Origin of the sequence: Bradyrhizobium zhengyangense (assembly GCF_022012435.1) — a bacterium.
GTDB classification, from domain to species: Bacteria; Pseudomonadota; Alphaproteobacteria; order Rhizobiales; family Xanthobacteraceae; genus Bradyrhizobium; species Bradyrhizobium zhengyangense.
In genome coordinates, this window is sequence record NZ_JAKLUA010000004.1 from 501,475 (window position 1) to 525,796 (window position 24,322).

34 protein-coding genes are annotated in these 24,322 nt (G+C 64.1%); 17 read left to right on the forward strand and 17 right to left on the reverse strand.

Annotated features, from left to right (window positions below; translation table 11 throughout):
• Positions 1 to 83: 83 nt before the first annotated feature.
• Positions 84 to 518, reverse strand: a complete 435-nt coding sequence (locus L6637_RS16695; protein ID WP_237865857.1) for a hypothetical protein — start codon at positions 516 to 518, stop codon at positions 84 to 86.
• Between the two features lie 462 nt (positions 519 to 980).
• On the opposite strand from L6637_RS16695, the gene L6637_RS16700 reads away from it, so the two are divergent.
• The 4 genes from L6637_RS16700 to L6637_RS16715 all read left to right on the forward strand — a co-directional run bounded on the left by L6637_RS16700 (position 981) and on the right by L6637_RS16715 (position 2,987).
• Positions 981 to 1,364: a RidA family protein gene (locus tag L6637_RS16700; RefSeq protein WP_237871389.1), complete on the forward strand. Its 384-nt coding sequence runs from the start codon at positions 981 to 983 to the stop codon at positions 1,362 to 1,364.
• 145 nt (positions 1,365 to 1,509) lie between these two features.
• Positions 1,510 to 1,770 (forward strand): hypothetical protein, encoded by a 261-nt coding sequence (locus tag L6637_RS16705; RefSeq protein ID WP_237865855.1) that lies wholly within the window; start codon positions 1,510 to 1,512, stop codon positions 1,768 to 1,770.
• 231 nt (positions 1,771 to 2,001) lie between these two features.
• Positions 2,002 to 2,256, forward strand: coding sequence for a hypothetical protein (locus tag L6637_RS16710; RefSeq protein WP_237865854.1), 255 nt, complete (start codon positions 2,002 to 2,004; stop codon positions 2,254 to 2,256).
• Between the two features lie 92 nt (positions 2,257 to 2,348).
• Complete coding sequence (locus tag L6637_RS16715) at positions 2,349 to 2,987, forward strand: hypothetical protein (protein ID WP_237871390.1); 639 nt, start codon at positions 2,349 to 2,351, stop codon at positions 2,985 to 2,987.
• 6 nt (positions 2,988 to 2,993) lie between these two features.
• Here L6637_RS16715 and L6637_RS16720 read toward each other — a convergent pair whose 3' ends face one another.
• A complete protein-coding gene (locus L6637_RS16720) occupies positions 2,994 to 3,479 on the reverse strand; it encodes a J domain-containing protein (protein ID WP_237871392.1) in 486 nt (161 codons plus the stop codon).
• A 111-nt stretch (positions 3,480 to 3,590) separates the two neighbouring features.
• Here L6637_RS16720 and L6637_RS16725 point away from each other — a divergent pair, with 111 nt between their 5' ends.
• Positions 3,591 to 4,358: an SDR family NAD(P)-dependent oxidoreductase gene (locus L6637_RS16725; RefSeq protein WP_237871394.1), complete on the forward strand. Its 768-nt coding sequence runs from the start codon at positions 3,591 to 3,593 to the stop codon at positions 4,356 to 4,358.
• Between the two features lie 211 nt (positions 4,359 to 4,569).
• On the forward strand, positions 4,570 to 4,818 hold the full coding sequence (locus L6637_RS16730; protein WP_237865850.1) for a helix-turn-helix domain-containing protein: 249 nt from the start codon (positions 4,570 to 4,572) through the stop codon (positions 4,816 to 4,818).
• Here L6637_RS16730 and L6637_RS16735 read toward each other — a convergent pair.
• A complete protein-coding gene (locus L6637_RS16735; protein ID WP_237871396.1) occupies positions 4,815 to 5,066 on the reverse strand; it encodes a hypothetical protein in 252 nt (83 codons plus the stop codon). The two genes, L6637_RS16730 and L6637_RS16735, sit on opposite strands and share 4 nt — an antisense overlap.
• A gap of 156 nt (positions 5,067 to 5,222) precedes the next feature.
• Between L6637_RS16735 and L6637_RS16740 the strand changes: the two genes are divergently transcribed.
• Entirely contained in the window at positions 5,223 to 5,741 is a 519-nt protein-coding gene (locus tag L6637_RS16740) for a collagen-like protein (protein ID WP_237865848.1), read from the forward strand.
• Between the two features lie 9 nt (positions 5,742 to 5,750).
• Here L6637_RS16740 and L6637_RS16745 read toward each other — a convergent pair whose 3' ends face one another.
• The gene (locus tag L6637_RS16745; protein WP_237865847.1) at positions 5,751 to 5,966 is read right to left on the reverse strand and encodes a hypothetical protein; all 216 of its coding nucleotides are present in this window, start codon (positions 5,964 to 5,966) and stop codon (positions 5,751 to 5,753) included.
• A 97-nt stretch (positions 5,967 to 6,063) separates the two neighbouring features.
• Entirely contained in the window at positions 6,064 to 6,330 is a 267-nt protein-coding gene (locus tag L6637_RS16750; protein WP_237865846.1) for a DUF2277 domain-containing protein, read from the reverse strand.
• A 126-nt stretch (positions 6,331 to 6,456) separates the two neighbouring features.
• Between L6637_RS16750 and L6637_RS16755 the strand changes: the two genes are divergently transcribed.
• The 3 genes from L6637_RS16755 (at position 6,457) to L6637_RS16765 (ending at position 8,684) form a co-directional block, all read left to right on the forward strand.
• Entirely contained in the window at positions 6,457 to 7,518 is a 1,062-nt protein-coding gene (locus tag L6637_RS16755) for an alpha/beta fold hydrolase (protein WP_237865845.1), read from the forward strand.
• Positions 7,519 to 7,660: 142 nt separating this feature from the next.
• Positions 7,661 to 8,005, forward strand: a complete 345-nt coding sequence (locus tag L6637_RS16760) for a hypothetical protein (protein WP_237865844.1) — start codon at positions 7,661 to 7,663, stop codon at positions 8,003 to 8,005.
• 76 nt (positions 8,006 to 8,081) lie between these two features.
• The gene (locus tag L6637_RS16765; protein ID WP_237865843.1) at positions 8,082 to 8,684 is read left to right on the forward strand and encodes an MSMEG_1061 family FMN-dependent PPOX-type flavoprotein; all 603 of its coding nucleotides are present in this window, start codon (positions 8,082 to 8,084) and stop codon (positions 8,682 to 8,684) included.
• A gap of 76 nt (positions 8,685 to 8,760) precedes the next feature.
• On the opposite strand, the gene bfr is transcribed toward L6637_RS16765, so the two are convergent.
• The 3 genes from bfr to L6637_RS16780 all read right to left on the reverse strand — a co-directional run bounded on the left by bfr (position 8,761) and on the right by L6637_RS16780 (position 10,127).
• Positions 8,761 to 9,249, reverse strand: a complete 489-nt coding sequence (bfr, locus tag L6637_RS16770) for a bacterioferritin (protein WP_011089420.1) — start codon at positions 9,247 to 9,249, stop codon at positions 8,761 to 8,763.
• Positions 9,250 to 9,382: 133 nt separating this feature from the next.
• Entirely contained in the window at positions 9,383 to 9,655 is a 273-nt protein-coding gene (locus L6637_RS16775) for a (2Fe-2S)-binding protein (RefSeq protein WP_237871399.1), read from the reverse strand.
• A gap of 166 nt (positions 9,656 to 9,821) precedes the next feature.
• Positions 9,822 to 10,127, reverse strand: a complete 306-nt coding sequence (locus L6637_RS16780; protein ID WP_237865841.1) for a hypothetical protein — start codon at positions 10,125 to 10,127, stop codon at positions 9,822 to 9,824.
• A gap of 136 nt (positions 10,128 to 10,263) precedes the next feature.
• Here L6637_RS16780 and L6637_RS16785 point away from each other — a divergent pair, with 136 nt between their 5' ends.
• Both L6637_RS16785 and L6637_RS16790 read left to right on the forward strand, forming a co-directional pair.
• On the forward strand, positions 10,264 to 10,590 hold the full coding sequence (locus L6637_RS16785; protein WP_237865840.1) for a hypothetical protein: 327 nt from the start codon (positions 10,264 to 10,266) through the stop codon (positions 10,588 to 10,590).
• 239 nt (positions 10,591 to 10,829) lie between these two features.
• Positions 10,830 to 11,114 carry a hypothetical protein gene (locus tag L6637_RS16790; RefSeq protein WP_188108359.1) on the forward strand — a complete coding sequence of 95 codons (285 nt, stop codon included), beginning with the start codon at positions 10,830 to 10,832 and terminating at the stop codon, positions 11,112 to 11,114.
• Positions 11,115 to 11,190: 76 nt separating this feature from the next.
• Here the strand turns inward: L6637_RS16790 and L6637_RS16795 are convergent, their stop codons facing one another.
• Positions 11,191 to 12,417, reverse strand: a complete 1,227-nt coding sequence (locus L6637_RS16795; protein WP_237871401.1) for a lytic murein transglycosylase — start codon at positions 12,415 to 12,417, stop codon at positions 11,191 to 11,193.
• A 7-nt stretch (positions 12,418 to 12,424) separates the two neighbouring features.
• Entirely contained in the window at positions 12,425 to 14,074 is a 1,650-nt protein-coding gene (gene ettA, locus L6637_RS16800) for an energy-dependent translational throttle protein EttA (RefSeq protein ID WP_237865838.1), read from the reverse strand.
• Positions 14,075 to 14,310: 236 nt separating this feature from the next.
• Between ettA and L6637_RS16805 the strand changes: the two genes are divergently transcribed.
• Together L6637_RS16805 and L6637_RS16810 are read left to right on the forward strand one after the other, a co-directional pair.
• Positions 14,311 to 14,520 carry a hypothetical protein gene (locus L6637_RS16805; protein WP_194466555.1) on the forward strand — a complete coding sequence of 70 codons (210 nt, stop codon included), beginning with the start codon at positions 14,311 to 14,313 and terminating at the stop codon, positions 14,518 to 14,520.
• A gap of 132 nt (positions 14,521 to 14,652) precedes the next feature.
• On the forward strand, positions 14,653 to 15,615 hold the full coding sequence (locus tag L6637_RS16810) for a D-2-hydroxyacid dehydrogenase family protein (protein ID WP_237865837.1): 963 nt from the start codon (positions 14,653 to 14,655) through the stop codon (positions 15,613 to 15,615).
• A gap of 72 nt (positions 15,616 to 15,687) precedes the next feature.
• On the opposite strand, the gene L6637_RS16815 is transcribed toward L6637_RS16810, so the two are convergent.
• Together L6637_RS16815 and L6637_RS16820 are read right to left on the reverse strand one after the other, a co-directional pair.
• Positions 15,688 to 16,845 carry a L,D-transpeptidase gene (locus tag L6637_RS16815; protein WP_237871403.1) on the reverse strand — a complete coding sequence of 386 codons (1,158 nt, stop codon included), beginning with the start codon at positions 16,843 to 16,845 and terminating at the stop codon, positions 15,688 to 15,690.
• A gap of 142 nt (positions 16,846 to 16,987) precedes the next feature.
• A complete protein-coding gene (locus L6637_RS16820) occupies positions 16,988 to 17,164 on the reverse strand; it encodes a hypothetical protein (RefSeq protein ID WP_237865835.1) in 177 nt (58 codons plus the stop codon).
• Between the two features lie 45 nt (positions 17,165 to 17,209).
• On the opposite strand from L6637_RS16820, the gene L6637_RS16825 reads away from it, so the two are divergent.
• The gene (locus tag L6637_RS16825) at positions 17,210 to 18,010 is read left to right on the forward strand and encodes a hypothetical protein (RefSeq protein ID WP_237871405.1); all 801 of its coding nucleotides are present in this window, start codon (positions 17,210 to 17,212) and stop codon (positions 18,008 to 18,010) included.
• An 18-nt stretch (positions 18,011 to 18,028) separates the two neighbouring features.
• On the opposite strand, the gene sseA is transcribed toward L6637_RS16825, so the two are convergent.
• The 3 genes from sseA to L6637_RS16840 form a co-directional block, all read right to left on the reverse strand.
• Positions 18,029 to 18,880 carry a 3-mercaptopyruvate sulfurtransferase gene (sseA, locus tag L6637_RS16830; protein WP_237865833.1) on the reverse strand — a complete coding sequence of 284 codons (852 nt, stop codon included), beginning with the start codon at positions 18,878 to 18,880 and terminating at the stop codon, positions 18,029 to 18,031.
• A gap of 125 nt (positions 18,881 to 19,005) precedes the next feature.
• Positions 19,006 to 19,419, reverse strand: coding sequence for a rhodanese-like domain-containing protein (locus L6637_RS16835; RefSeq protein WP_061027208.1), 414 nt, complete (start codon positions 19,417 to 19,419; stop codon positions 19,006 to 19,008).
• A 128-nt stretch (positions 19,420 to 19,547) separates the two neighbouring features.
• Positions 19,548 to 20,723, reverse strand: coding sequence for a vWA domain-containing protein (locus L6637_RS16840; RefSeq protein ID WP_237871407.1), 1,176 nt, complete (start codon positions 20,721 to 20,723; stop codon positions 19,548 to 19,550).
• Positions 20,724 to 20,846: 123 nt separating this feature from the next.
• Between L6637_RS16840 and L6637_RS16845 the strand changes: the two genes are divergently transcribed.
• Together L6637_RS16845 and L6637_RS16850 are read left to right on the forward strand one after the other, a co-directional pair.
• Entirely contained in the window at positions 20,847 to 21,092 is a 246-nt protein-coding gene (locus tag L6637_RS16845) for a GlsB/YeaQ/YmgE family stress response membrane protein (protein ID WP_237871409.1), read from the forward strand.
• 105 nt (positions 21,093 to 21,197) lie between these two features.
• Positions 21,198 to 22,040, forward strand: a complete 843-nt coding sequence (locus L6637_RS16850; protein WP_237871410.1) for an AAA family ATPase — start codon at positions 21,198 to 21,200, stop codon at positions 22,038 to 22,040.
• A gap of 219 nt (positions 22,041 to 22,259) precedes the next feature.
• On the opposite strand, the gene L6637_RS16855 is transcribed toward L6637_RS16850, so the two are convergent.
• Both L6637_RS16855 and L6637_RS16860 read right to left on the reverse strand, forming a co-directional pair.
• Positions 22,260 to 22,565: a hypothetical protein gene (locus tag L6637_RS16855; protein WP_237865831.1), complete on the reverse strand. Its 306-nt coding sequence runs from the start codon at positions 22,563 to 22,565 to the stop codon at positions 22,260 to 22,262.
• Positions 22,566 to 22,662: 97 nt separating this feature from the next.
• Complete coding sequence (locus L6637_RS16860; RefSeq protein ID WP_237865830.1) at positions 22,663 to 24,309, reverse strand: GMC family oxidoreductase; 1,647 nt, start codon at positions 24,307 to 24,309, stop codon at positions 22,663 to 22,665.
• Positions 24,310 to 24,322 lie beyond the last annotated feature (13 nt).

Here is a 24,322-nt window from a genome sequence, read left to right on the forward strand (position 1 = left end):
CCGTATCCGGCAGAACGTGGGCACGGCGCGCGAAGGGCGCGCCATTGCCCACCCTACGGCACCGCGCCCTACGGCACCGTGCTCTACTGCATCGTGATCGCGAGGCCGGAGAGATCCGCATTCGCCATCAGGCCGGTCTGGGTGCCCGACAGCTCCAGCACCGCGCCCTTCTGGTTGGTCAGCACGATGGCGCGGGCGCCGCGGCCGACGGCGAGGCCGGCACCGGCGGCGCCATAGACGCCGGCGACGTCGGAGGGCCTGACGATGTTGGAGACGCGGCCGCGCAGCACGGTCTTGGAGCCGCCGAAGACGAGGCCGTAATCGAGCCCGCCGGTCGAGAGCGCATAGGAGCGGCCGCGGAAGTTCAAAACGCCCGAGCCGCCGGAGCCGCCGATGATCCAGCCGGCCTTGTAGATCGTCAGCACCACGGTGCCGCCGTCGGCCTGCGCCGCGGTCGAAAGGCCGGCCAGCGCGGCAATGGCGACGAGCGCGGCACGCAAGGTGGAAGCAATCTTCATGGGGCGTCTCCGGGGGCTATTTTTCTCGAGAGGAAAAGCGAATCAGACGCCGCAATCTATCCGATCGATCGCGGCGGCAACATGATGGGGGGTGGGTGAGGCGCGAGCCGTCAGCCATACACTCAGCTGTCATCGCCCGGCTCGACCGGGCGATCCAGTATTCGAGAGACCAGCGTCGAAGAGCTCGCTCTCACCACATCCGCCGCGGCGTACTGGATCGCCCGGTCAAGCCGGGCGATGACAGCGGAGTTCGAGGCTGCAAGGCGCGCGCACCCGCATCACCCCATCATGCCATCCTGCCACTGTTTTGCCCGACGGGTCAACCCAAATTTCTGTCTTCCCGAATTTCCGTTTCGCCCATCAGTCCTACTGTGCATGGGGTTGTTTTCGCGTTTTGTGTTGGAGCAGGCCGCCCATCCCGCTACGCTTCGTCCAACTCACCTCGCATCCTCGGAGGCTCCCATGCCGATCCAGCATTTCGCTGCCCCGCCGCACGTCAAGGCGCCGCCGCTCTCCTTCGCGACCCGTGTCGGCGACCTGCTGTTCGTGTCGGGCATTCCGGGCTTCGACACCCACGGCGCGCTGCCTGACGGGTTCGAGGCGCAGTTCGCCAACGTCGTCGTCAACATCAAGCGCGTGCTGGACGAGGCCGGCGCCACGACGCGCGACCTCGTCAAGGTCAACGTGCTCCTGACCCGCCCCACTGACGTCGCCGCGATGAATGCGCTCTATGCCGGCGCGTTCGGCCCGCCGCCGTTCCCTGCACGCACCACCTGCGTGGTGCAGGCGCTGCCCGATCCGAAAATGCTGATCGAGATCGAGGCGGTGGCGTCGCTGGCGAAGTGAGCGTGTGTGTCTTGCAGGGCACGCAGCCAAACCAAGTGGCCGCGCCGGTCTGACATATCCGTGAAGGCGGGCTCCCCGGCTTGCAAAGCCGCTGTTTTTACCGCACGAATTTTCGGATCACCCGCCCAGACCAAGGAGATTTTCCATGCGTCGCGTTTTCGCCCTTTGTGCCGTTGCCGGCATCGCCAGCTCCGTCTTTGCAGTGCCCGCCTCCGCGAAGGTCGGCTATTACGTGATCCGCTGGGACAACACGGGTATCTGCCAGGTCTGGAACGAGGACCTGCAGTACAAGCCGCCCCAGTGGGGCGTCTCGACCTACAAGGTCGTCAGCAAGCCGTTCCCGACTTTCACCCAGGCCTCGGACCTCCAGATCAAGCTGCGTGGCGAGCGTCGCTGCACGCTCTGAGCCATCGGGCCGTTTCTGTTTGAGGGCGGGTTGCGCGAGCAGCCCGCCCTCTTCTTTTGGCAGGTCTTTTGGCAAGCGAATTCCGCGATTTCCCGCGTTTTCGCTTTGAACCTGATCAGCGCACGGAACTACTCACCTCTTGTCCGGGGCGCAGGCTGAGGAAGCGCCCCGCACCCCCTCCCCGTCATTGTCGGGAGGCGCATCACATCTTTCAATTTGAGGAGCTGATCCATGCGTCGTCGTATTTCCATGCTCTGCGCTGCCGCCGGTCTCGCCGCTGCCGCTTTCGTCGCTGCGAGCCCGGCCGAAGCCGGTTATCACCTGATCCGCTGGCAGGACAGCGGCTTCTGCCAGATCTGGGACGAGAGCATTCCGACCACGCCGTGGCCCGCCGGCTATCATCGCGCCAGCGCGAGCGTTCCGACCTTCGTCGACGCGCTCGTCATGAAGGACAGCGCGCTCAAGGCCGGTCACTGCAGCTGGTAAGACTTCGATCGGCGGACGACAGGGCCGGGCAAGGATGCGACGCTAGCATCCTTGCCCGGTCGTTTTTTCACCTCGCCGACAGGAGCAGGTCGATGCGCGCACGGACCACGCGGCTGGCCGCCCTCGCCGCTTCGCTTCTGCTCACTGCTGCGGCTGCGGCGCAGGCCCCGCAATCCTTCCGCGTGATCTCGCCGATCTTCGGCCAGCTCGTCGCCTTCGCGATGCCGTCTGACTTCGCGGCCGTGTTCGAGAACACCAAGGGCGGCCACTACATCCGCGAAGCCGTGCTCAAGGGTGAGACGCCCGAGCGCTGGACGCAGATGATCACGGTCACCGGCGAGAAGGGCATGACGCTGACGCCGGGCAGCTCGCCGGAGATGTTCGCGGGCACCATCGCCGGCGGCTTCAAATCGGCCTGCCCCGACAGCTTTGCGGCAAGGCCTTTGGGCGCGACCATGTTCGGCCGCTTCGAGGGCTTTGTCGCGGTGATCGGTTGCGGTCGCATCGACAGCGGCCCGACGCGGCACAGCGAGACCGCGCTGCTGATCACGCTCAAGGGCGCGAGCGACTATTACACCATCCAATGGGCCGAGCGCGGCCCCGAAAGCGACGAGCCGCCGGTCAACGACGAGCGCTGGCAAACGCGCCTACGCGATCTCAACCCGATCGATCTCTGCCCGATCGTCTCAGGCGAAGCCGCGCCCTATCCGAGCTGCGTCAACAAGAGCTGAGCGCTCTCAGGCGTCCTTGTGCGCGCCGGGATGAATCAAGACATCGCGGGCGGCCGACAAGTCGATGAAGGCCTGCGCGCTGCCGCCCTGGTCGGGATGCATGCCCTTGGCGGCGCGACGATAGGCCTGGTTGATGTCCTCGCAAGTGAGCTGCACTGCGAGCGGCAGGCCCAGCATCTTGCGGGCGCGATCCTCGCTCGACAGTTTCTTTGGCGCCGCGTTGCGACGGCCGAAGCGCGGCGCGGTCAGATCATGGACGACATCGAGGATCACGCGGACGCGGCGCCGGGCGGCGAGCGTCACGCCCTGATCGTCATTGTCCGCGGCCTGACGCAGCACGGGGAGCGCTTGCTCGGCGGCCTGCCGCAGCGTGGCATCCGTGCTCATCCGCACGATCTCGGCCACCAGCCGGCCAGCCTCGGCCCAGTCCGCAAATTCCGCCGACCGCAGGCGCTCGAGCGCCAATTTCCAGGATTCGAGTCGTTCCATCATGCGCGCAACGTTTAGCAACGCGGACGAGTATGCCAAGGCCGCCGTTTCCGACCCCTTAATTTCGGGTTAGCCTTTCATGAAACTTAGAAACGAATCCGGGAGGAAATTGCCATGGCATTGCTCGCAAACCACATCGCTGTCGTCACGGGCGCCGGTTCCGGCATCGGCCGGGCGATCGCCGCCGGCTATGCCCGTGAGGGCGCGCAAGTGGTGCTGCTCGACGTCAACGCCGCCACGGTCGCGGAGGCCGCCGAAGAGATCAGCAAGGCCGGCGGTAAGGCTACGAGCTTTGCGCTCGACGTGACCAGGCGTGACGACTGCTTCGCCCTGGCCAAGCAGGTCGCCGAAAAGGTCGGTCAGGTCTCGATCCTCGTCAACAATGCCGGCATCACCCGCCGCAACGCCATCACTGCGGAGACCGAGGCGGTGGCGAAGGACTGGAACGACATCATCTCACTCAACCTCAACGGCGTCTTCAACACGACGCAGGCTTTCCTCGCGCCGCTGCGTGCAGCCAAGGGCCGCATCGTCAATATCGCGTCGATCCAGTCTTTCGTGCATCTGCGCACGCCGAGCTCGGCCGCCTACACCACTTCGAAACACGGCGTGCTCGGCTTCACCAAGGCGCTCGCGGTCGAGCTCGGCAAGGAAGGCGTGCGCGTCAACGCGATCGGGCCAGGCTTCATCGAGACCAACATCAATGCCCATGTACGCGCCACCAATCCTGCTTTGGTGCAGGCCTTCGTCGACCACACCCCGCTCGCACGTACCGGTAAGCCGGAGGACATCGTCGGCCCCGCGATCTTCCTTGCGTCAGACCTGTCGTCGTTCGTCACAGGATCGATCGTCATGGTGGACGGCGGATATCGCACGGTGTGAGTGAGATCGGTCCGCGTTGCTATGCATCTCGTGCCAATCGCGGCAACGCGGCGGCATTCCCAAGGTCATCTCGTGCGATAGATCGAAATTAACCTTTGATTAACCAAACCCGCCCACCGTAGATCTACGGCTTAGGATATACGGCTTGGGGGTCGTTTGTTCTCGATCCGCTTCCAACGATGGAGGCGGGCGTTGATCGGGGAGTGTGTTGATGACCACTGTTCATGTCGCGGCGCCCGAGCAGGGCGCGCAATTCCTTGCACCCAATGAGATCGTTCCACTGTTGATCGGCGCGACCGTCGGCGAGGTCGAGCGCGAGCTCGTGCTGCAGACGCTCGCGCGCTGCGACGGCAACCGCACGCGTGCCTCGCGTGTGCTCGGCCTGTCGGTGCGCACGCTGCGCAACAAAATCAGGATTTATGCCGCCTCCGGCATCGAGGTGCCGGCCTATCACGACTAGCGCGTGACGGCGCCGGAGAGCGTCCGGTACAGCTTCGTGCCGACAAGCAGTGACACCGTGATGATCGCGACCCAGGCCGCGGTCAACGCGATGGCGCGCAGCGCGAAGGCCGTCAGTATAGCCCATGACGGCTGCAGCTCCTCGGCATAGCCAACCGGGACGACGTCCGGCACGAGCAGATGGGCAAGGCCGAGCGTCGCTGCGAGAACGACCGCGGACAGGCAGAAGACTTTCCAGGCTGCACGCATCGGTCGTTCCTCGCAAGGATTGTGGCCGCGCGTCATCAATGACACGGCGCCCTGCGGCGCCGATTGATGTTGATCAAGCCGCCACGACGCCCGAGCGGAATTGCTGCTGTCGTCAAACGCCGCTAAGTAGCAAGCTTGCCAAGAGGGAGTAGCGGCGTGGCAGACGATCAGGGACGGCCGGGACCACAGGGTCCGCGCGGGCGGCAGGGCGAACCGGGGCGACCGGGGCCGCAGGGTCATCCGGGCAAGCGAGGCCCGGACGGTGCACGCGGCAAGCCGGGACCACAGGGTAAACCGGGACCGGCCGGAAAGGCAGGCGCACAGGGCAAGGCTGGTTTGCCGGGCAAGCCGGGCGAAGCCGGTCCGCGGGGCGCCGCAGGACCGCAGGGCTCCTCAGGACCTCAGGGCCCAGCCGGCCCCCAGGGCCCGCGCGGCGAGCCAGGCCCTCCCGGTCAATTACCGTCCATCGAACAAGTGCTGCCGTGGCTAGATCAGCTCTTCGACGCCTGGGATGAACGTCGCCGCCAGCGCGAGCAGGAGGCCGCCGAGCACGCCGCGCTCGAAGCTGCAGTGCACGAGGCTGAAGATGCGTCCTCGGATGACGAGAGCGACGAGGGCGAAGGCGACGAGCCCAAGAGAAAGAAGAAAAAGAAGAAGCACGGCCACAAGGACTAGCGGGCGCAGCTACTGCGCCTGGTCGTCCCGCCGCGGCACCATGCCCATGCGCTCGAACTGCCAGCGCATGGCGCGGTACCAGAGATAGCCGACTGCCGCGCCGCAAACCGCCAGGATCACCACGTTTGCGCTTGAGAACGATCCGCTCCACCACATCATCCACGCGGTCCACAACAGCGTGAATATGATGGCACCTGCTTTCAGCGGAAGAAGGGGACGGCTCATGGTTCCTGCTCCGGGTTGTCAGAACCCCGGCAGGCATCATCGCGCGTCACGGCCAACGCCACCGTGAGGCAGGTCACGGTGGGACCTTGCGGAACCTCTAACCGAAGCGCAGCCGCGAACGCTCCTTGGCTTTCTCCGCCTCGACCTCTCGGTCGCGCGCCGGTGCGTGGGTGTGCAGCGAGGTCAGCAGTCTTCGCGCAGCATCCGAAACCTCCGCCACCGCGCGGTCGAAGGCCGCCTCGTTGGCCTGTGACGGCTTGTTGAAGCCGGAGAGCTTTCGAACGAACTGGAGTGCACTGGCGTGGATCTCCTCCTCTGTCGCCGGCGGCTCGAAATTGAACAGCGTCCTGATGTTGCGGCACATGCCGTTTCTCCCGGTGGTTTCCCCTTAAGACGATCGGCTGAGCCGAAATCCTACATCGTTCCGCCCTCTTCTGGTAAGGTCCACGCCAACGCGGCCGCCGGATATGAGCCGCCTGGGGAGAGGAACATGAAAGCATATTTTGCAGCGCTGTCGGCCATTCTGCTGTCCGTTTCCGCATCGGCATACGCGGCGGACTACCCGGCGCCGAAGCAGGGCGATTGGGTCGCGCGGGATTTCAAATTCCACACCGGCGAGGTCATGCCGGAACTGAAGCTGCATTACACCACGGTCGGCGAACCGACTGGACAGCCGGTGCTGGTGCTGCACGGCACCGGCGGCTCGGGCGCAAGCATGCTGACGCCAGCCTTCGCCGGCGAATTGTTCGGCGCCGGCCAACCACTCGACGCGTCCAAATATTACATCATCCTCCCAGATGCGATCGGCCACGGTAAATCGTCGAAGCCCTCCGATGGCATGAAGACGAGCTTTCCGAAATACGATTACGACGACATGGTCGAGGCGCAGCATCGCCTCGTGACTGAAGGCCTCGGCGTCAAGCACCTGCGGCTCGTGATCGGCAATTCCATGGGCGGCATGCAAACTTGGCTGTGGGGCGAGAAGTATCCGAAGGACATGGACGCGCTGGTACCGATGGCCTCGCAACCGACCGAGATGGCGTCACGCAACTGGATGCTGCGACGGATCATGCTCGACACCATCAGGAACGATCCCGACTACAACGGCGGCAACTACACCAGCCAGCCACGGATGATGAAGTACGCGATCACCGCCTATGGCATTGCCAGCATCGGCGGCACGCTCGCCTATCAGCAACAAGCGCCGACCGCGGCGAAGGCCGACAAGATCGTCGACGAGCGACTGGCGACGCCGATTACTGCTGACGCGAACGACTACGTCTATCAATGGGACTCCTCACATGACTACAACGCTGCCGAGAAGCTCGAGGCTATCGAGGCCTCGCTGCTGCTGATCAATTCCGCCGACGACGAGCGCAATCCGCCCGAGACAGGGATCACGGATGCCGCGATGAAGCGGGTCAAGAACGGCAAGCTGTACCTCATCCCCGCGAGCACCGAGACGCGCGGCCACGGCACCACCGGCAACGCAAAATTCTACAGCGAGCAGGTCCGACAATTGCTGCAAACCGCACCGCAGCGGACGATGTAGACATCGTCGGAGCAACCTCGATATCGCAACGCATCATATGCGGCGCCTCGGCGCCGCATATTATTTGAGCATGCAATGAGCCGGCGGCTCGGGCTTAATCGCATCAACGATACGAATCGAAAACGCGATGAGGAGGATTTGCATGCACAGGCTTGCGCTGTGCGTTTGGCTCGCCGCGATGACGAGCACCGCGCTCGCGTTCGACAATGGTCAGTACGACAGCGTTCCGCCCGACATCCGCGCGTGGTTCAAGAGCGTGATCGCGCCGAACGGCGTACCCTGCTGCGACATTTCGGATGGCCACCGCACCGACTACGACGTGCGCAAAGGTGCTTACTGGGTGCCGATCGAGGGACAATGGATGGAGGTGCCTGAGCGCGCCATCATCCGTGATCGCGGCAATCCGGTCGGTCAAGCCGTGGTGTGGTACGTCCATCACCGCGGCGCCATCATCATCAGCTGCTTCGTACCGGCCGACGCGGTCTGACGTCTCAAGATGGAATTCGTTGGCGGACGTAAAGCAATCAAGTAGTTTGACGCCGAGCTCATCCGGAGGCACACCGTTGACCTACCTTTGCGCCGAAGACCTCGCCACCATCTATGCGAAGCCAACCCCGCGCGTGATCGCCAAAGCGCGTCCCGCGATCGATGCGCATGCGAAGAAGTTCATCGAGATGTCGCCGTTCTGCGTGCTCGCGACATCGGGACTCGACGGCAGCGTCGATGCCTCACCGCGCGGTGGCGGCGTCGGCTTCGTCCATGTCGCTGGCCCAAACCAGTTGCTCATGCCCGACCGCGCCGGCAACAACCGCATCGACAGTTTTCGCAATGTCGTCGAGGGCTCGGGGTTCGTGCATCTGCTGTTCTTCGTGCCTGGGATCGACGAGACGCTGCGCGTCGGGGGACGCGGCACGCTCTCGACCGATCCGGATCTGCTCGCCGCGATGGTGGAGTTCGGCAAGCCGCCGCGCGCGGTGCTGAACGTCGCCGTCAGCGAAGTCTATTTCCACTGCGGCAAGGCTCTTATGCGCTCCAAGCTGTGGTCGCCGGAGAAGGTGGCGCGCTCGGTGATGCCGAGCATCAGCCAGGTCATCCACGATCAGACCAGCCTTGGCGAGCCCGAGAGCCAGGAGATCGTGGAAGAGCGTTACAAGGCGCAGCTGTAGCTGGGGCCCTGGAACGAAAAAGGCCGTCCCCGCAAAAGCCGGGACGGCCTCGCAACTGTGTGACTAACGTCGGAGCCTAATGCCCTTCGCCCTCGAGCCCGCCGACGTGCTTCTGGGTGTAGAGCTCGAGGCCGATACGGCCGATCAGGTCGAGCTGGGTCTCGAGGAAGTCGATGTGGTGCTCCTCGTCGCTCATCAGCTTCTCGAACAGGTCACGCGTGACGTAGTCCTTGACGCCGTGGCAGTAGGTCGCCGCTTCCTGGTAAAGCGCCCGTGCGCTCATCTCTGCGGCGAGATCGCACTCGATGATCTCCTTGACGTTCTGGCCAATGCGCAGGGGATCGAGCACCTGCATGTTCGGGAAGCCGTCGAAGAAAAGGATGCGCGCAGTCAGCTTGTCGGCGTGCTCCATCTCCTCGATGGACTCCTTGCGCCAGACCTTGGCCATATCCAGCAGGCCCCAATTATCGAGAAAGCGATAGTGCAGCCAGTACTGGTTGATCGCAGTCAGTTCGTGACGCAGCGCCTTGTTGAGATAGTCGATGACTTTTGCGTCGCCCTGCATGGTCCACTCCAGCTCTTGCAGTCCAAATCGGCGCTACACCGATTTTAGAATGCTTCTAAATGAGATCAAACATGAGAGCAACCGGCTACCGGAACGCGGCCAGGGAAAAGCTCAGATGAGATGGCAAAAGAATTCAGCAGGCGGCTAGGGCGAACTGGGCGGGTTCGGCGATCTCGTCATTCGCAGCCACTGTGTGGCTGTGCGGGCAACCGGCGCAGCAGGATTGCGCACATGGGCCAAGTGCTTCGTCGATGATCGTCTTGATCGTTCGGGCGCAGCGACCGCATTCGGCGCTGCAGCCGAGGCATCCATAGACCTGCTTGGCATGACGCACAGCATCGTCGGACTCGGCGACGGCGGCGCGGATGTCGTCATCGCTCAGCACGTTACAGGAACAAACGATCATGGAAGCGGTAGGCCCTTCGGTGATGCGCCATCATCGATATTTAAGGGGCCGGCCGGATGCAAAAGGAAAAACCGGTATTTCAAGCTATTCCAAACTGGCCTGGATAGAGCCTAGAACGGCTCTAAAATAGCGAGTTGCGCTGGATCAAGAAGATGCCGGACCGGGCTTAATCGCTGCTCCCGCCGCCTCCACCATCGCCACCGCCACCGCCTCCGCAATCTCCGCCACTGCTGCCACCATCGCTGGCGGAGCAGCTGCCGCTGTCGGTCGAGCTTCCGGAACTGTCGCTGGAGAACCAGCTTCCCAGCGAGAAGCCCTCATTCGTCGTATCCGAATAGCTGTCGCTGCCGCCGCCATCGCCACCCGTCCTGGCGCGCGGCCGCGGAGCGCGGTTCTGCAGATGGGTCATCAGGGCATAACCCACCACGCCAACGGCGCCGAGGGCGATCAGGGCATTGGTCAGGGCGTTCATCGTTGTCTCCCGGGCTTGCAAGCCTCTGTCTCAACCAATTGGTCGCATCCGCCCAACGCGCCGTTCATTGATCATTCAAGCGAAATATGGAACTTTGGCTCGAAGAGTTTATGCGGTCCTGTGAAAGGTCGAGCCGATGAAGAAGACGCTATTGGCAGTCGCTGCTGCCGCCACCCTGGTCCTGACCGCTGGAACGCCGGCTCATGCGCAGCGCGGTGTCGCGGCGGGCGTCGCCGCCGGCATCATTGGTGGCGCTATCGTCGGTGGCGCCCTGGCGTCTCCGTATTATTACGGACCTGGCCCGGGTTACGGCTATGGCCCCGGCTACTATCCGCCCCGTTATTACGCGCCGGGTCCCGGCTACGTCGCCGACGACTATTACGGCAATGGCTGCGTCTGGCAGAAGCAGCGCTTCTGGGACGGCTACGCCTGGCGCGTCCGCCGCGTCCGAGTCTGTGGCTGAGGCGCATTAGACCGGATCGCTTGAGCGGTTTCGGTCGGGCCGGTTCACTACGGATGCGCCGTTCATCTCAAGGCCCGAAAAAGACCGCTTTTTCTCGTCACAGCTCCGTGTGCGTTTACCGTGGATTGACCATTTGCGCGCTTCCTAGCTGCAAGGCCAATTCCATCAGCGTGTGCGTGAACCTTTGAACCCCGGACGCTCCTAACAAGGGACGTCCTTCTCCCAGGAGAGCCAAGAGCATGAAGAAGACTATTGTTGCCGCCCTCACGGTTGCGACGATCGCCGGTTCGCTGGTGACCGCCACGCCGTCCGCCCAGGCCCATGACGGTGTCGGCGTCGGCATTGCTGCCGGCCTGCTCGGCGGCGCGATCATCGGCGGCGCCATCGCGTCGAGCCGTCCCGCCTATGGTGGTCCGGTTTACGTCGCCGAGCCGGGCCCGCCCCCGCCGCCCTGCTACTGGCAGCGTCAACGCTATTGGGACGGCTACGGCTGGGTCATTCGCCCGGTTCGCGTTTGCTACTGATCTGATCGCTCGGCGCTGACCAAGCGCTGCGATCGAAGCCCGGCCGAGACCATCGGCCGGGCTTTTTCTTTGGTTGCTAGCGTGCTGCCTGGATCGAGCGCAGCACCTCTTCGCTCGGCCAGCAATCGACCTTGAGCCCCGCCGATTTCTGATAAGCGCCGAGCGCGGCGCGCGTCTGCATGCCGGCCTTGCCGTCGATCTTGTCCTTGTACAAACCAACGCGGGTGAGCCCGCGCTGCATCGCCTCCACATCCCTCGTGCGCAATTGCTTCGACGCCGACCAAGGCGTCGCGAACGGCAATGGGCTCGTCATGCGGTCGCTGAGATGGCCGACGAACAGCACGTAGAGGTCGGAGAAATTGTATTCCTTGATGACGAAGTAATTCTTCGTCGTCAGGAATGCCGGACCATAGATACCCTCCGGCTGAAGCAGCGAGGCCGGCTGGGCCTGCTCTGCGGCACTCAGTTTCTGTCCGCGCACCGGCACAAAGCCTTCACGCAACCACTGGCCGATCGGCTTGGTCACCTCAGGCACACCGACGGTGCAATCCACCTTCGCCGGTGCCTGCACCTCGTAGGCCCAGCGCACGCCGCTCTGCCAGCCCTTGTTAACGAGCTGCTGCGCAGCCGAGGCCAGCGCATCCGGCACCGAGTGCCAGATGTCGATGCGGCCATCGCCGTCGAAATCGACGCCGTGCTTGTAATATTCGGACGGCAGGAACTGCGTCAGTCCCGTGGCACCGGCCCAGGACGAGGTCATGTCCTTGCGCGCGACCACGCCCTCGCCGAGGATCTTCAGCGCGAGGATGAACTCGTTGCGATAGGTATCCTTGCGCCGGCCGACATAGGCCTGCGTCGCCAGCACGCGGACGAGATCGTAAGGCAATTTATAGCGGCCGTAATCGGTCTCGCGTCCCCAGATCGCGAGCATGACGGTCGCAGGCACGCCGGAGCTCTTCTCGATTTTCGCCAGCGCAGCACTGTATTTTTGCAGCAGCCGCCGCCCCTCGCCCGCAAGATTGGCAATCGAGGCTTCCCTGACGTAGTCGGCCGGCACCTGCACGAACTCGGCCTGCGACGGCGCGCCGGTCGCGGGGCGTCCCGGCAGGATCAAGTCAGGCAGCTTGTAGTCCGGTTCGAGCCCGCGCGTCTGTTGATCGAACGTTGCGCGCGACACGCCGGCCTCTTGCGCTTCCGGCCAGAGCGAAGCGATGAACTGCGTGAACGCAGCGTCGGCGGCGTGGGCGGACGACCATCCGCAGGTGAGCACAGTCACAGCAGCGATGAGCGCCCGCCACATCATGCCGAGATCACCGCGTCAGCTTCTTGTACTTCACGCGGTGCGGAATGATGCTGTCCTGGCCGAGCCGGCGCATCTTGTCCTTCTCGTAGTCCTGGAAGTTACCTTCGAACCATTCGACGTGGCTGTCGCCCTCGAAGGCCAGGATGTGGGTCGCGATGCGGTCGAGGAACCAGCGATCGTGGCTGATGATGACGGCGCAGCCGGCGAAATCCTCCAGTGCCTCTTCAAGCGCGCGGAGCGTGTCGACGTCGAGGTCGTTGGTCGGTTCGTCGAGCAGCAGAACGTTGGCGCCGGACTTCAGCATCTTGGCGAGATGGACGCGGTTGCGTTCACCGCCGGAGAGCGCGCCGACCTTCTTCTGCTGGTCGGCGCCCTTGAAGTTGAACGACGAGCAATAGCCGCGCGAGTTCACTTCCTTCTTGCCGAGCAGGATCAGTTCGTTGCCGCCGGAGATCTCCTCCCAGACGGTCTTCTTGCCGTCGAGCGCGTCGCGCGACTGGTCGACATAGCCGAGATGCACGGTCTCGCCGATCGTGATCGTGCCCTTGTCGGGCTTATCCTGCCCCGTGATCATCCTGAACAGCGTGGTCTTGCCAGCGCCGTTGGGACCGATGACACCGACGATGCCGCCGGGCGGCAGCTTGAAGGTGAGATTGTCGATGAGGAGCCGATCGCCAAAGCCTTTGCTGAGGCCTTCGAAATCGACCACGTTGGCGCCGAGCCGCTCGGCCACGGGAATGATGATCTGCGCGGTCTGGCTCTGCTTCTCGCTCGCCTGCTTGAGCAGTTCCTCATAGCGCTGGTAGCGCGCCTTGGACTTGGCCTGGCGTGCCTTGGGCGAAGACGCGACCCATTCCTGCTCGCGGGCGAGCGTCTTCTGATGCGCGGCGTCTTCGCGGCCTTCCTGCTCGAGGCGCTTCTGCTTCTGCACCAGCCAGGACGAGTAATTGCCCTCGTAGGGAATGCCGCGGCCGCGATCGAGCTCGAGGATCCAGCCGGTGACGTTGTCGAGGAAGTAGCGATCGTGGGTGACGATCAGGATCGCGCCAGGATAATTGCGCAAATGGCCTTCCAGCCACGACACGGATTCGGCGTCGAGATGGTTGGTCGGTTCGTCCAGCAGCAGGAGGTCAGGCTGGTCGAGCAAAAGACGGCACAACGCGACGCGGCGGCGCTCACCGCCGGAGAGTTTCGTCACATCGGCGTCGTCGGGCGGGCAGCGCAGCGCGTCCATGGCCTGGTCGACCTTGCTGTCGAGATCCCAGAGGCCCTGGGCCTCGATCTCGTCCTGCAGCTTGGTCATCTCATCGGCGGTCTCGTCCGAATAGTTGACGGCGAGCTCGTTGTAGCGGTCGAGGATCGCCTTCTGCTTGGCGACGCCTAGCATGACGTTCTCGCGGACGGAGAGCGCAGGATCCAGGTGCGGCTCCTGCTCGAGATAGCCGACGCGGGCGCCCTCGGCGACCCAGGCCTCGCCGGTATATTCCTTGTCGAGGCCCGCCATGATCTTGAGCAGGGTCGACTTACCCGAGCCGTTGACGCCGAGAACGCCGATCTTGGCGTCCGGGTAAAAGCTGAGGTGGATATTATCGAGCACCTTCCGGGTCGGGTAGCTCTTGGTCAGGCCCTGCATGAAATAGATGAACTGGCGCGCCATCGGTCCCGTGAAACCTTCAATTTGAGGAGATTTGCTTAGCCAGCGATGTAGCGATCCCGCCTCCAAAGGGCAATGTTTTCCCTCCGTTCACCACGGATGAATACTGGTCGGACACCATCCGGACCCATATCCGGACAATTGAAACCATCTTTTAATCAATCAGGCCAAAGCTCGGTTTCGCGCGGTAACAGCGCCCCCTGCTCAGAATGAACGGGGAGTACAGCGAGGCCCACATCATGGCTCTGATCGAGACTCATTCCCTTCCCGTTCCGGCAGAAGCCGGTCGCGCCAACGCGCTCGTCCTGGAGATCAAGGGTTTCTGGAAGCGCTTCTTCGCCACCGCCTTCAACCCCTACCGGCCCGAATTGCATTACATGCGCGGCCCCGGTCCCGCCTGGCGGGCCAAGCACGGCATGGATGCGCCGATCCGGTTGAAGCCGCGCTGAATCGCCCCGTCCCTGTCGGATTTTTGAAGACCCAGACTGCTTGCGCGCGAGGCTGATTGCGCGCAACCATGGCCCGGTTCCGACAATGGCGCCCCGCCCGGCGCTGTCACCTCTCGCCATGGATTGACGCTGATGACGCGGCTGCGCTGTGCAATTCTCGACGACTATTTCAACCTCGCCCTCGACGTCGCCGACTGGTCGAAACTATCCGACCGGATCGACACCACTGTGTTCAGCCATCCCTTCGCCTCGGAGCAGGCCGCGGCCAGCGCGCTCGCTGACTTCGAGATCATCTGCGCGATGCGCGAGCGCACGGCGTTCCCCAGAAGCCTGTTCGACAAGCTGCCCAAGCTGAAGCTGCTGCTCACGTCGGGCATGCGCAATGCCGCGATCGACATGGAGGCCGTGAAGGCGAAGGGCATAGCGCTCGCAGGCACGCAATATTCGCGCGACCCGACCGCGCCGCTCACCATGGGCCTGATCCTCGAACTGACTCGCGGCATCGGCCGCGAGAATGCGCGCATGCATGCGGGCGAGCCCTGGCAGACCTTTGCCGGCGTCGAGATCGAAGGCCTGACGCTCGGCGTCGTTGGGCTGGGCAAGCTCGGCACCAAGATGGCCGGCATTGCCAAGGCGTTCGGCATGAACGTGATCGCCTGGAGCCCGAACCTCACCCCGGAGAAGTGCGCGGCCGCCGGCGTCGGCTACGCCACCAAGGAGGAGCTGTTTGCCAAGGCCGACATCATCACCATCCATGTGGTGCTGAGCGATCGCTCGCGCGGCCTCGTCAGCCGCGCAGATCTTGCACGGATGAAGCCAACCGCGTTCCTCGTCAACACCGCGCGCGGACCCATTGTTGATGAAGCTGCGCTGTTGGAGGCGTTGCAGCAGCGCAGGATCGCCGGTGCCGGCCTTGACGTGTTCTCGGTCGAGCCATTGCCGCTCGATCATCCCTTCCGCAAGCTCGACAATCTCGTGCTGACGCCGCATCTCGGCTACGCCACCGAGGACGGATTGCGCATCCATTATGGCCAGATGGTCGAGGCGATCGACGCTTTCACCAAGGGCAACGAGATGCCGCGGAAGCTGGCCTGATCGACGCAGATCTCAAACGACGAAGGGCGTGCCGATGGCACGCCCTTCTCAATTCCAGTTGTCTTGAAGCGCTTAGCGCACGGTGACAGGCGCGGGCAGCGGCGGCACGACCGTCGGCTGCGTGCCGGGGACCGGGCCAGCCTGGGCAGCCATCGGAGCCGGACCGGGCGCGGCCGACGCGGTTGCCTGCGGCGGATTGCCCGGCATCACCACCACGCGGGTGCCGACCTTGGCGCGGTCGAAGAGGTCAGACACGTCCTCGTTCAGCATGCCGATGCAGCCGGAGGAGACGAACTTGCCGATCGTCGAGGGCTGGTTGGTGCCGTGGATGCGGTACACGGTCGAGCCGAGATACATCGCGCGGGCACCGAGCGGATTGCCTTCGCCGCCGGCCATGAAGCGCGGCAGATAGGGCTGGCGCTCGATCATTTCCGCCGGCGGATGCCAATCCGGCCACTCGGCCTTGCGGGTGATCTTCTGCACGCCGGTCCAGGTGAAGCCGTCGCGGCCGACGCGAACGCCGTAGCGGATCGCCCGGCCATTGCCGAGGACGTAATAGAGATAGGTGTTCGGCGTATCGACCACGATAGTGCCGGCCGGCTCCTTGGTCTGGAACGCGACCTCCTGGCGGCGCAGGTTCGGCGCCAGCTGCGCCGGGGCCGCGTCAGGCTGCTCCTCGGGCGGCAGCGCGGCGACCGACATCGGCCGGCCATCGGCGCCCTGCTGCGGGACCGCGCCAGTCGCGGCGGGGCCACTGACGGCTTCCGGCGGACGCATGCCATCGCTGGCGGGCGCCTGGCCCGGGCGATCAGCGTAGATCACTGCCGGCGGAGCGGCGGGACGGCCGTAGCGGGGGTCGTCGGGCGACATCACCGGCCCCTGCGGCGGAGCGGCGGAATAAACCGGCGGAGCACCGGCCGGACGGCCGTAACGCGGATCATCCGGCGACATCACCGGGCCCTGCGGCGGGGCTGCAGAGTAGACCGGCGGGCCTGCAGGGCGAGCGTAGCGCGGATCGTCAGCCGGACCGGGCGGCGGCAGCGAGGCCTGCGGCATCGCGTCGTCGTCTTCCAGAGAGTCGAAATTCGGGGTGCGGTCACCGGGCCGGTATTCGGCCGGGGCGCCGTAGCTTGGCGCCTGCTGAACCGGATAGCTCTGGGCCTGTGCAAGCGAGGTTCCCGCCGCAGCGACTGTTGCGGCAGCGCATATCGTCAGAAAATGTTTGATCATCATCGCTCTTGTGGTGTCCCGGGCCCCGTCCGAGCCGTCGACGGCCAGATGACCGAAGATAGCGGCACATTCAAGACATAACAGGCTGATATGTGCCGATTGTGCGATTTGTGATGCAATCGCACACAGTTGCTCCGTTGCATCACGGGGTGAAAATCGCATTGCGCCGTAGATTGCCGGAGTCAACACCCCGATTTTTACGGAACGGCGCGAAGACGTTGCGATATGGTCGAATCAGCCTGATTCGCCACGATTTGAGCTCGAATCCCCGCGTGGCGAAGGCGGCGTTCAGTACCGTCACCGCGTTCAGATGGCTCATGGGCCCTGGCCACACGCTGCCGGGGCGGAAATTCGCAACCCGTCAATGCTTCCCGGCTTTCGCTTCCTGCTTGCCGCGATCCTGCTGTCTACCTCCATCCTGGTGTTCGGCCTAGGCGCCGCCGCACTCGTGCGGGCGAGCCACGAGCAGTATGTCAGCAACCCCTCCTGGCGGAACGGCCCGCAGGAGCAAGTGTTCGCACAAAGCCCCGAGCCGGCCCAGCCAGTGCTCGCGGCCCTGCGCGTCGAGCCCGCCGCGCCCGTCGCCAACGAGGCGGCGCCGGCGATGCCGGACCAGGTCTCGAGCAATCAGGTTCTGACCAATCAGGTACCGAGCATTGGGCAGCCCGCGGTCGAGACCGGGCCCGAGCAGATGGCCGCGGTGACGCTACAAGCCCAGCCTGAGCCTCAGCTCGTCGCCGTCGCGCCGGCTGTCGAGACGGCTCCGTCCGCCACCGAAGCGCCGGCTGTTGAGCCGGCCAGGAGCGAGGCCGCGGCACCCGCGCCAACCGACACGCTCACGCCGGCCGACACGACCGTTTCAATTACCACCCCGCCGTCGGCTCCGGCGACGTCCGCCACCGATGTGCCGCGAACTGCAACGCCGGCACTGGCCTCGCGCGTGAGCGACATCGCAGCCGCCCGGGTGGCGGCGCTGAACGAGCTTGCGCCGGCGAAGCCCAAGGCGGGCCGCGCGACGCAAGACAGCAAGCCGCGCGCGCACAAGCCGAGGAAGCGTCACCGCATCGTGCGGCGCGCGCCGCCGCCTCAGCAGGTCAACCAGGCGCTCGATCCGTTCGGCCAGCAACAGCAGACGCTCGCCACGACGGCTGCGCGAACGCGCTGAGACTTACTCCAACTCTCTTTACGCCGGCCCGCTCGCGATCGCCGGGCCGCCCTCCTGGCCCCATTCCGACCACGAGCCGTCATAGAGCGCGGTGTCGGTGATCCCGAGGCGATAGAGCGCGAGCGTCAGCACGCCGGCGGAGACGCCGGAGCCGCAGCTGGTCACGATCGGGGCGTCGAGCTTCACACCGGCACCAGTGAAGGCAGCGCGCAGGTCTTCGAGCGGCTTCATCACGCCGGTCGCGGCATCGAACAGTTTGACGTATGGCACGTTGCGCGCGCCGGGGATGTGGCCCGAGCGGATACCCTCGCGCGGCTCGGGGGCGCGGCCTTCGAAGCGGTCGGCAGCGCGGGCGTCGATCACCTGCTCGGCGCGGCTTTCAACGTTCGCGACCAGCTGCTGCATGCTGCGCACGCGCTTCGGATCGTAGCTCGCCTTGAAGGTCGCGGCCTTCGGCTTGACCTCGCCGCTCTCCACAGAGCGTCCCTCGGCGCGCCACTTCTTCAGGCCGCCATTGAGGATGCGGACATTGCTGTGGCCGAAGGCCAGGAACATCCACCAAGCGCGGGGCGCCGCGACCCAACCGCCGGCGTCGTAGAGCACCACCGTGTCGCTGTTTCCGATGCCGAGATTACCGACGTCGCGGCCGAACTGCTCGGCGCTGGGATACATATGCGGCAACGGATTGGAATGGTCGGACACCGCGTCGACGTCGAAGAACACCGCGCCCGGCAGATGCGCGGCGAGATAATCATCCTTCGGCAGGGGCAGCACGCCCGGGAGCTTGAAGCTGGCGTCGAGCACCTTGACGTTGGCGTCGTTGATATGGGCGGCGAGCCATTCGGTGGAGACGAGGGGATCGGTGGCCATACGGAGTATTCCTTGTCATTCCGGGGCGTGCGCAGCACGAATCCAGATTTCATCGTGCAGCGGGGGCGGTGGATGAATGGATTCCGGGTTCGCGACTTCGTCGCGCCCCGGAATGACGAGAAGGGTTACCCCTTCTTCTTCGGCTCCCACGCTTCCGTCGGGCCGCCGGCATCGCGCCAGGCGGCGTAGCCGCCGGCGATGTGGGCGACGGGCTTCAGGCCCATATCCTGCGCGGTCTTGGCCGCGAGCGCAGAGCGCAGTCCGCCGGCGCAATGGAAGACGAACTTCTTGTCCTCCTGGAAGATCGGCTTTGCGTACGGGCTCTGCGGATCGATCCAGAACTCGAGCATGCCGCGGGTGCAGGAGAACGCGCCGGGGATGCGGCCCTCGCGCTCGATCTCGCGGGGATCTCTGATGTCGACGATGACGACGTCGCCGTTCTTGGAGATCTCGATGGCGTCCTTGGCCGAGAGTGTCTCGATCTCGGCATTGGCCTCGTCGATCAGCGCCTTGATTCCGCGGGTGATGGTCTGAGGCATATGGGTCTCCCTCTTGTTGTCATTCCGGGGCGCGCGTAGCGCGAGCCCGGAATCCATTTCTCTACACGCACTGCGGCCCGATGGATTCCCGGGCTCGATGCTTCGCATCGCCCCGGAATGACAAGAAGCTAGTGCGTCAGTTCCTTCATCGCATGTTCCAGACCCTCGATCGTGATCGGATACATGCGGTTTGCAAAAATGCGTTTGATGATGGTGGTCGATTCCGAATAGTCCCAGTGCTTCTGCGCGACCGGATTGAGCCACACCGTATGCGGATAGGTGCGGATGATGCGGTCGAGCCAGACCGAGCCGGGTTCCTCGTTGACGTGCTCGACCGAGCCGCCGGGCACCATGATCTCGTAAGGCGACATCGAGGCGTCGCCGACGAACACGACCTTGTAGTCGTGCGGATATTTGTGCAGCACGTCCCAAGTCGGCGTGCGATCGGTAAAGCGGCGCTTGTTCTGCTTCCACACGCCTTCATAGAGGCAGTTGTGGAAGTAGAAATACTCCATGTGCTTGAACTCGCTCTTCGCCGCCGAGAACAGCTCCTCGACCTGCTCGATATGCGAGTCCATGGAGCCGCCGATGTCGAAGAACACCAGGAGCTTCACCGCATTGCGCCGCTCGGGCCGCATGTGGACGTCGAGATAGCCGTGATTGGCGGTCTCGCGAATGGTGGCGTCGAGATCGAGCTCATCGGGCGCGCCGGTGCGCGCGAATTTGCGCAGGCGCCGCAGCGCCACCTTGATGTTGCGGATACCGAGCTCGACATTGCCGTCGAGGTCCTTGAACTCGCGCTTGTCCCATACCTTCACGGCGCGGTTGTTGCGGTTCTTCTCCTGGCCGATGCGGACGCCTTCAGGATTGTAGCCGTGCGCGCCAAACGGCGAGGTGCCGGCAGTGCCGATCCATTTCGAGCCGCCCTGATGTCGGCCCTTCTGTTCCTCGAGGCGCTTCTTCAAGGTCTCCATGAGCTTGTCCCAGCCCATGGCCTCGATCTGCTTCTTCTCTTCCTCGCTGAGATATTTCTCGGCGAGCTTCTTCAGCCACTCCTCGGGAATCTCCGCCTTCTCCATGGCGTCGAGCAGGCTTTCCAGCCCCTTGAACACCGTGCCGAAGACGCGGTCGAACTTGTCGAGATTTCGCTCGTCCTTCACCAACGAGGTGCGCGACAGATAGTAGAAATTCTCGACCGAATAGTCCGACAGGTCAGCGTCGAGCGCCTCCAGCAGCGTGAGGTATTCGCGCAGCGTCACAGGGACCTGCGCATCGCGCAGAGACGTAAAGAATTGCAGGAACATGGGTGACAGATTGCCCGTCGGGGGACGGACGTCAAGGGGCGGAGGCCGGCGTGGGACGCTGGACCGGGAGGCTTTTTGCTCTAGAATTGACCGCCTCAACGGGTTGTTTTGGGGACGTTTGTCATGGGTATTCTCGCGGCGCTCATCATTGGCGCCATCGCCGGCTGGCTTGCCGGCAAGATTGTCCACGGGGCGGGATTTGGGCTGATCGGCAACATCGTCATCGGCATCATCGGCGCGCTGGTGGCGAGCTGGGTGCTGCCCCAGCTGCACATCGAGCTCGCCACCGGCACGATCGGCGCCATCGTGGATGCCACGATCGGCGCGGTGATTGTGCTGGTCATCCTTTCGCTGATAAGACGGGCCTGAAAGCCTGACCGAACCAGGAACGGCCGCCATGCGCGGCCGTTCCCATGTCGCGACCAGAGCCAAGAAATTGGCAATGCCTGGGATGACGACCAACAAGGACGCGCAATGAAATTTACCGGCACCAAGGACTATGTTGCGACCGACGATCTCAAGGTCGCCGTCAATGCCTCGATCGTGCTGGAGCGCCCGCTCCTCATCAAGGGCGAGCCCGGCACCGGCAAGACGGTGCTGGCGGAGGAAGTGGCGAAGGCGTTGAACGCACCGCTGCTGACCTGGCACATCAAGTCCACTACCAAGGCGCAGCAGGGCCTCTACGAGTACGATGCGGTGTCGCGCCTGCGCGACAGCCAGCTCGGCGACGCGCGCGTCTCCGACATCAAGAACTACATCAAGCGCGGCAAGTTGTGGGAGGCCTTCACCGCCGAGCAGCGCCCGGTGCTCTTGATCGACGAGATCGACAAGGCCGACATCGAATTCCCGAACGATCTCCTGCTCGAGCTCGACCGCATGGAATTCCATGTCTACGAGACCGGCGAGGCGATCAAGGCCAAGCAGCGCCCGATCATGATGATCACCTCCAACAACGAGAAGGAGCTGCCGGACGCCTTCCTGCGCCGCTGCTTCTTCCATTACATCAAGTTTCCCGACGCCGACACGATGGGCCGCATCGTCGACGTCCACTTCCCCGGCATCAAGAAGCGCCTGGTCGAGGAAGCGCTGCGCATCTTCTTCGAGGTGCGCGAGGTGCCCGGCTTGAAGAAGAAGCCGTCGACGTCGGAGCTTCTGGACTGGCTCAAGCTGCTGCTCAACGAGGACATGAGCGTCGAGCAGCTGCGCGAACGCGACCCGCGCAAGCTGATCCCGCCGCTGCACGGCGCGCTGCTCAAGAACGAGCAGGACGTGCATCTGTTCGAGCGGTTGGCGTTCTTGAGCCGGCGGGAAGTGTAAGCCACTGCCTCTCCCGTCATCCTGAGGTGCGAGCAGTGTGGGGCACAGCACCGCACCGCAGGCCTCGAAGGATGGAGGGCCAAGATGTAGAGGGGCGATCGCCCTTCGAGGGCCGCTAATGCTCGGAGGGTGGGTCAGCGTAGCGTAACTCACTCTTTCGTTTCCGCATCGGCAGCAGTGGTGGGTTACGCTACGCTAACCCACCCTACGCGGATCGCCCTAGGGAACACCAAGAACCTCTTGCAGAGTATTGAGAACCTCGGTCACAAAACGCTCGTAGGCGATACGATCACCACCTCTCTCAGAGATCCGTTTGGTCTGCCAAACCAGAAAGGACGGCAGATACCAAAGCAAGGATACCAAGCGCTTTGGTACCGTCTCTTCATCGCCAATACTGATCATACGCAGGGTTGCGAGGACGGCTTGCCGCCGGACGGCGTCATAATCACCGTTGCGGACACGATCGAAGAAGCCATTCGTATCCCATTCGGTTTCCAGCTGTTCGACGATCGCACCGATGTCCATCGGCTGTCTCCCGACTCGCGGAGACTCGCCCTCACCCGGATCGCATCTCCGATGCGATCCGGCCTTTCCCGGCAAGTGGGGAGAGGCGAAGACACCCTCACGCCACCGCCGCGTCCGGAATCCGCGCGGCTTCCATCGGCGCCTTGCCGCGGATGAGGTCCGAGGCACGATCCGCGATCATCATCGTGGCTGCGTTCAAATTCGCCGAAATCATGCGCGGCATCACCGAGGCGTCGATGACGCGGAGGCCCTCCAGCCCGTGAACGCGGAGCTGGTCGTCGACCACTGCCCACGTGCTGTCGGCCGGGCCCATGCGGCAGGTGCAGCCGGGGTGGAAGGTGGTGGTGCCACGCTCGGTCGCCGCATGCAAAAATTCGTCGTCGGTGTTAACGTTCGGGCCGGGGAAATCCTCGTAGGCGTAGTAAGGCGAGAGTGGCGCGCTCTTCAAAAGGCGCCGGGCGAGCTTCATGCCGCCGACGATGACGCGGCGGTCGAGCTCGTCGTCGAGATAGTTGGTCTGGATGATCGGCGGCGCGAACGGATCATTGGAGCGGATGCGGACATAGCCGCGGCTCTCCGGGCGCTGCTGCCAGGAGGCCACCGTCATGCCGGGCTCGTCTTCGAGCTGGCCCTGCACACCTTCCTTGTAGCTTGCCGGCGTGAAGGTGAGCTGGAGGTCGGATGAGTCAGCGCTCTCGCCGGAGTGCCAGAAGCAATAGACCATGGTCGGCGACAGCGAGAGCAGGCCCTTGCGCGCCGTCGCCCATTTCAGCGCTTCGATCCAGAGCGAGAAGCCACGACGAAGCTCGTTGATGGTCTTGATGTCCTTGACGCGCGCGACCGTGCGTGGGGCGTAATGATCCTGCAGGCCTTCGCCGACCGGCAGCGCGTGGCGCACTTGGATGCCATGGGCGTTCAGCAGATCGGGCGACCCGATGCCGGAGAGCTGCAGGAGCTGCGGCGAATTATAGGTGCCGCCGGAGAGGATCACTTCCTTGTTGGCACGCACCTCCACCGGCGTGCCGCCGCGGCCGCCCCTGGTGTAGCGCACGCCGACGGCGCGCTTGCCTTCGAAGATGATCTCGGTCGCATGCGCATGGGTGTGCACATGCACGTTGGGCCGCTTCATCGCGGGCTTGAGGAACGCGGTCGAGCCTGACACGCGCAGGCCCTTGTCGATGGTGCGCTGGCAGTAGGAGACGCCTTCCTGCTTGGCGCCGTTATAGTCGGGGTTGCGGGGAATGCCGAGCGAGACCGCGCCTTCCATGAAGGCTTCGCAAAGCGGATCGCGCCAGTCCATGGTGGTGACGGTGAGATTGCCGTCGCGCCCGCGAAAATTGTTGTCGCCCTCGCCGACCCGCTTCTCCAGGCGCTTGAAGTAGGGCAGCACGTCGGCATAGCCCCAGCCGCGATTGCCCATCTGCGCCCAGGTGTCGAAATCCATGCGCTGGCCGCGGTTGTAGATGTGGCCGTTGATCGAGGACGAGCCGCCCAGCGTCTTGCCGCGCGGCGCGTAGATGCTGCGCCCGCCGGTGTAGGGCCCGACCTCCTGCTGGTAGGCCCAGTTGATGCTCTTCATGTGGAAGGTCTTGATGAAACCCGCCGGCAGATGGATGTAGGGGTGCCAGTCGTTCGGGCCCGCCTCGAGCACGCAGACGCTGATATCAGGATCTTCGCTGAGCCTGGAGGTAAGGATGCAACCGGCCGAGCCCGCGCCGATGATCACGTAGTCAAATCTATCCATGGTGCCCCGGCCG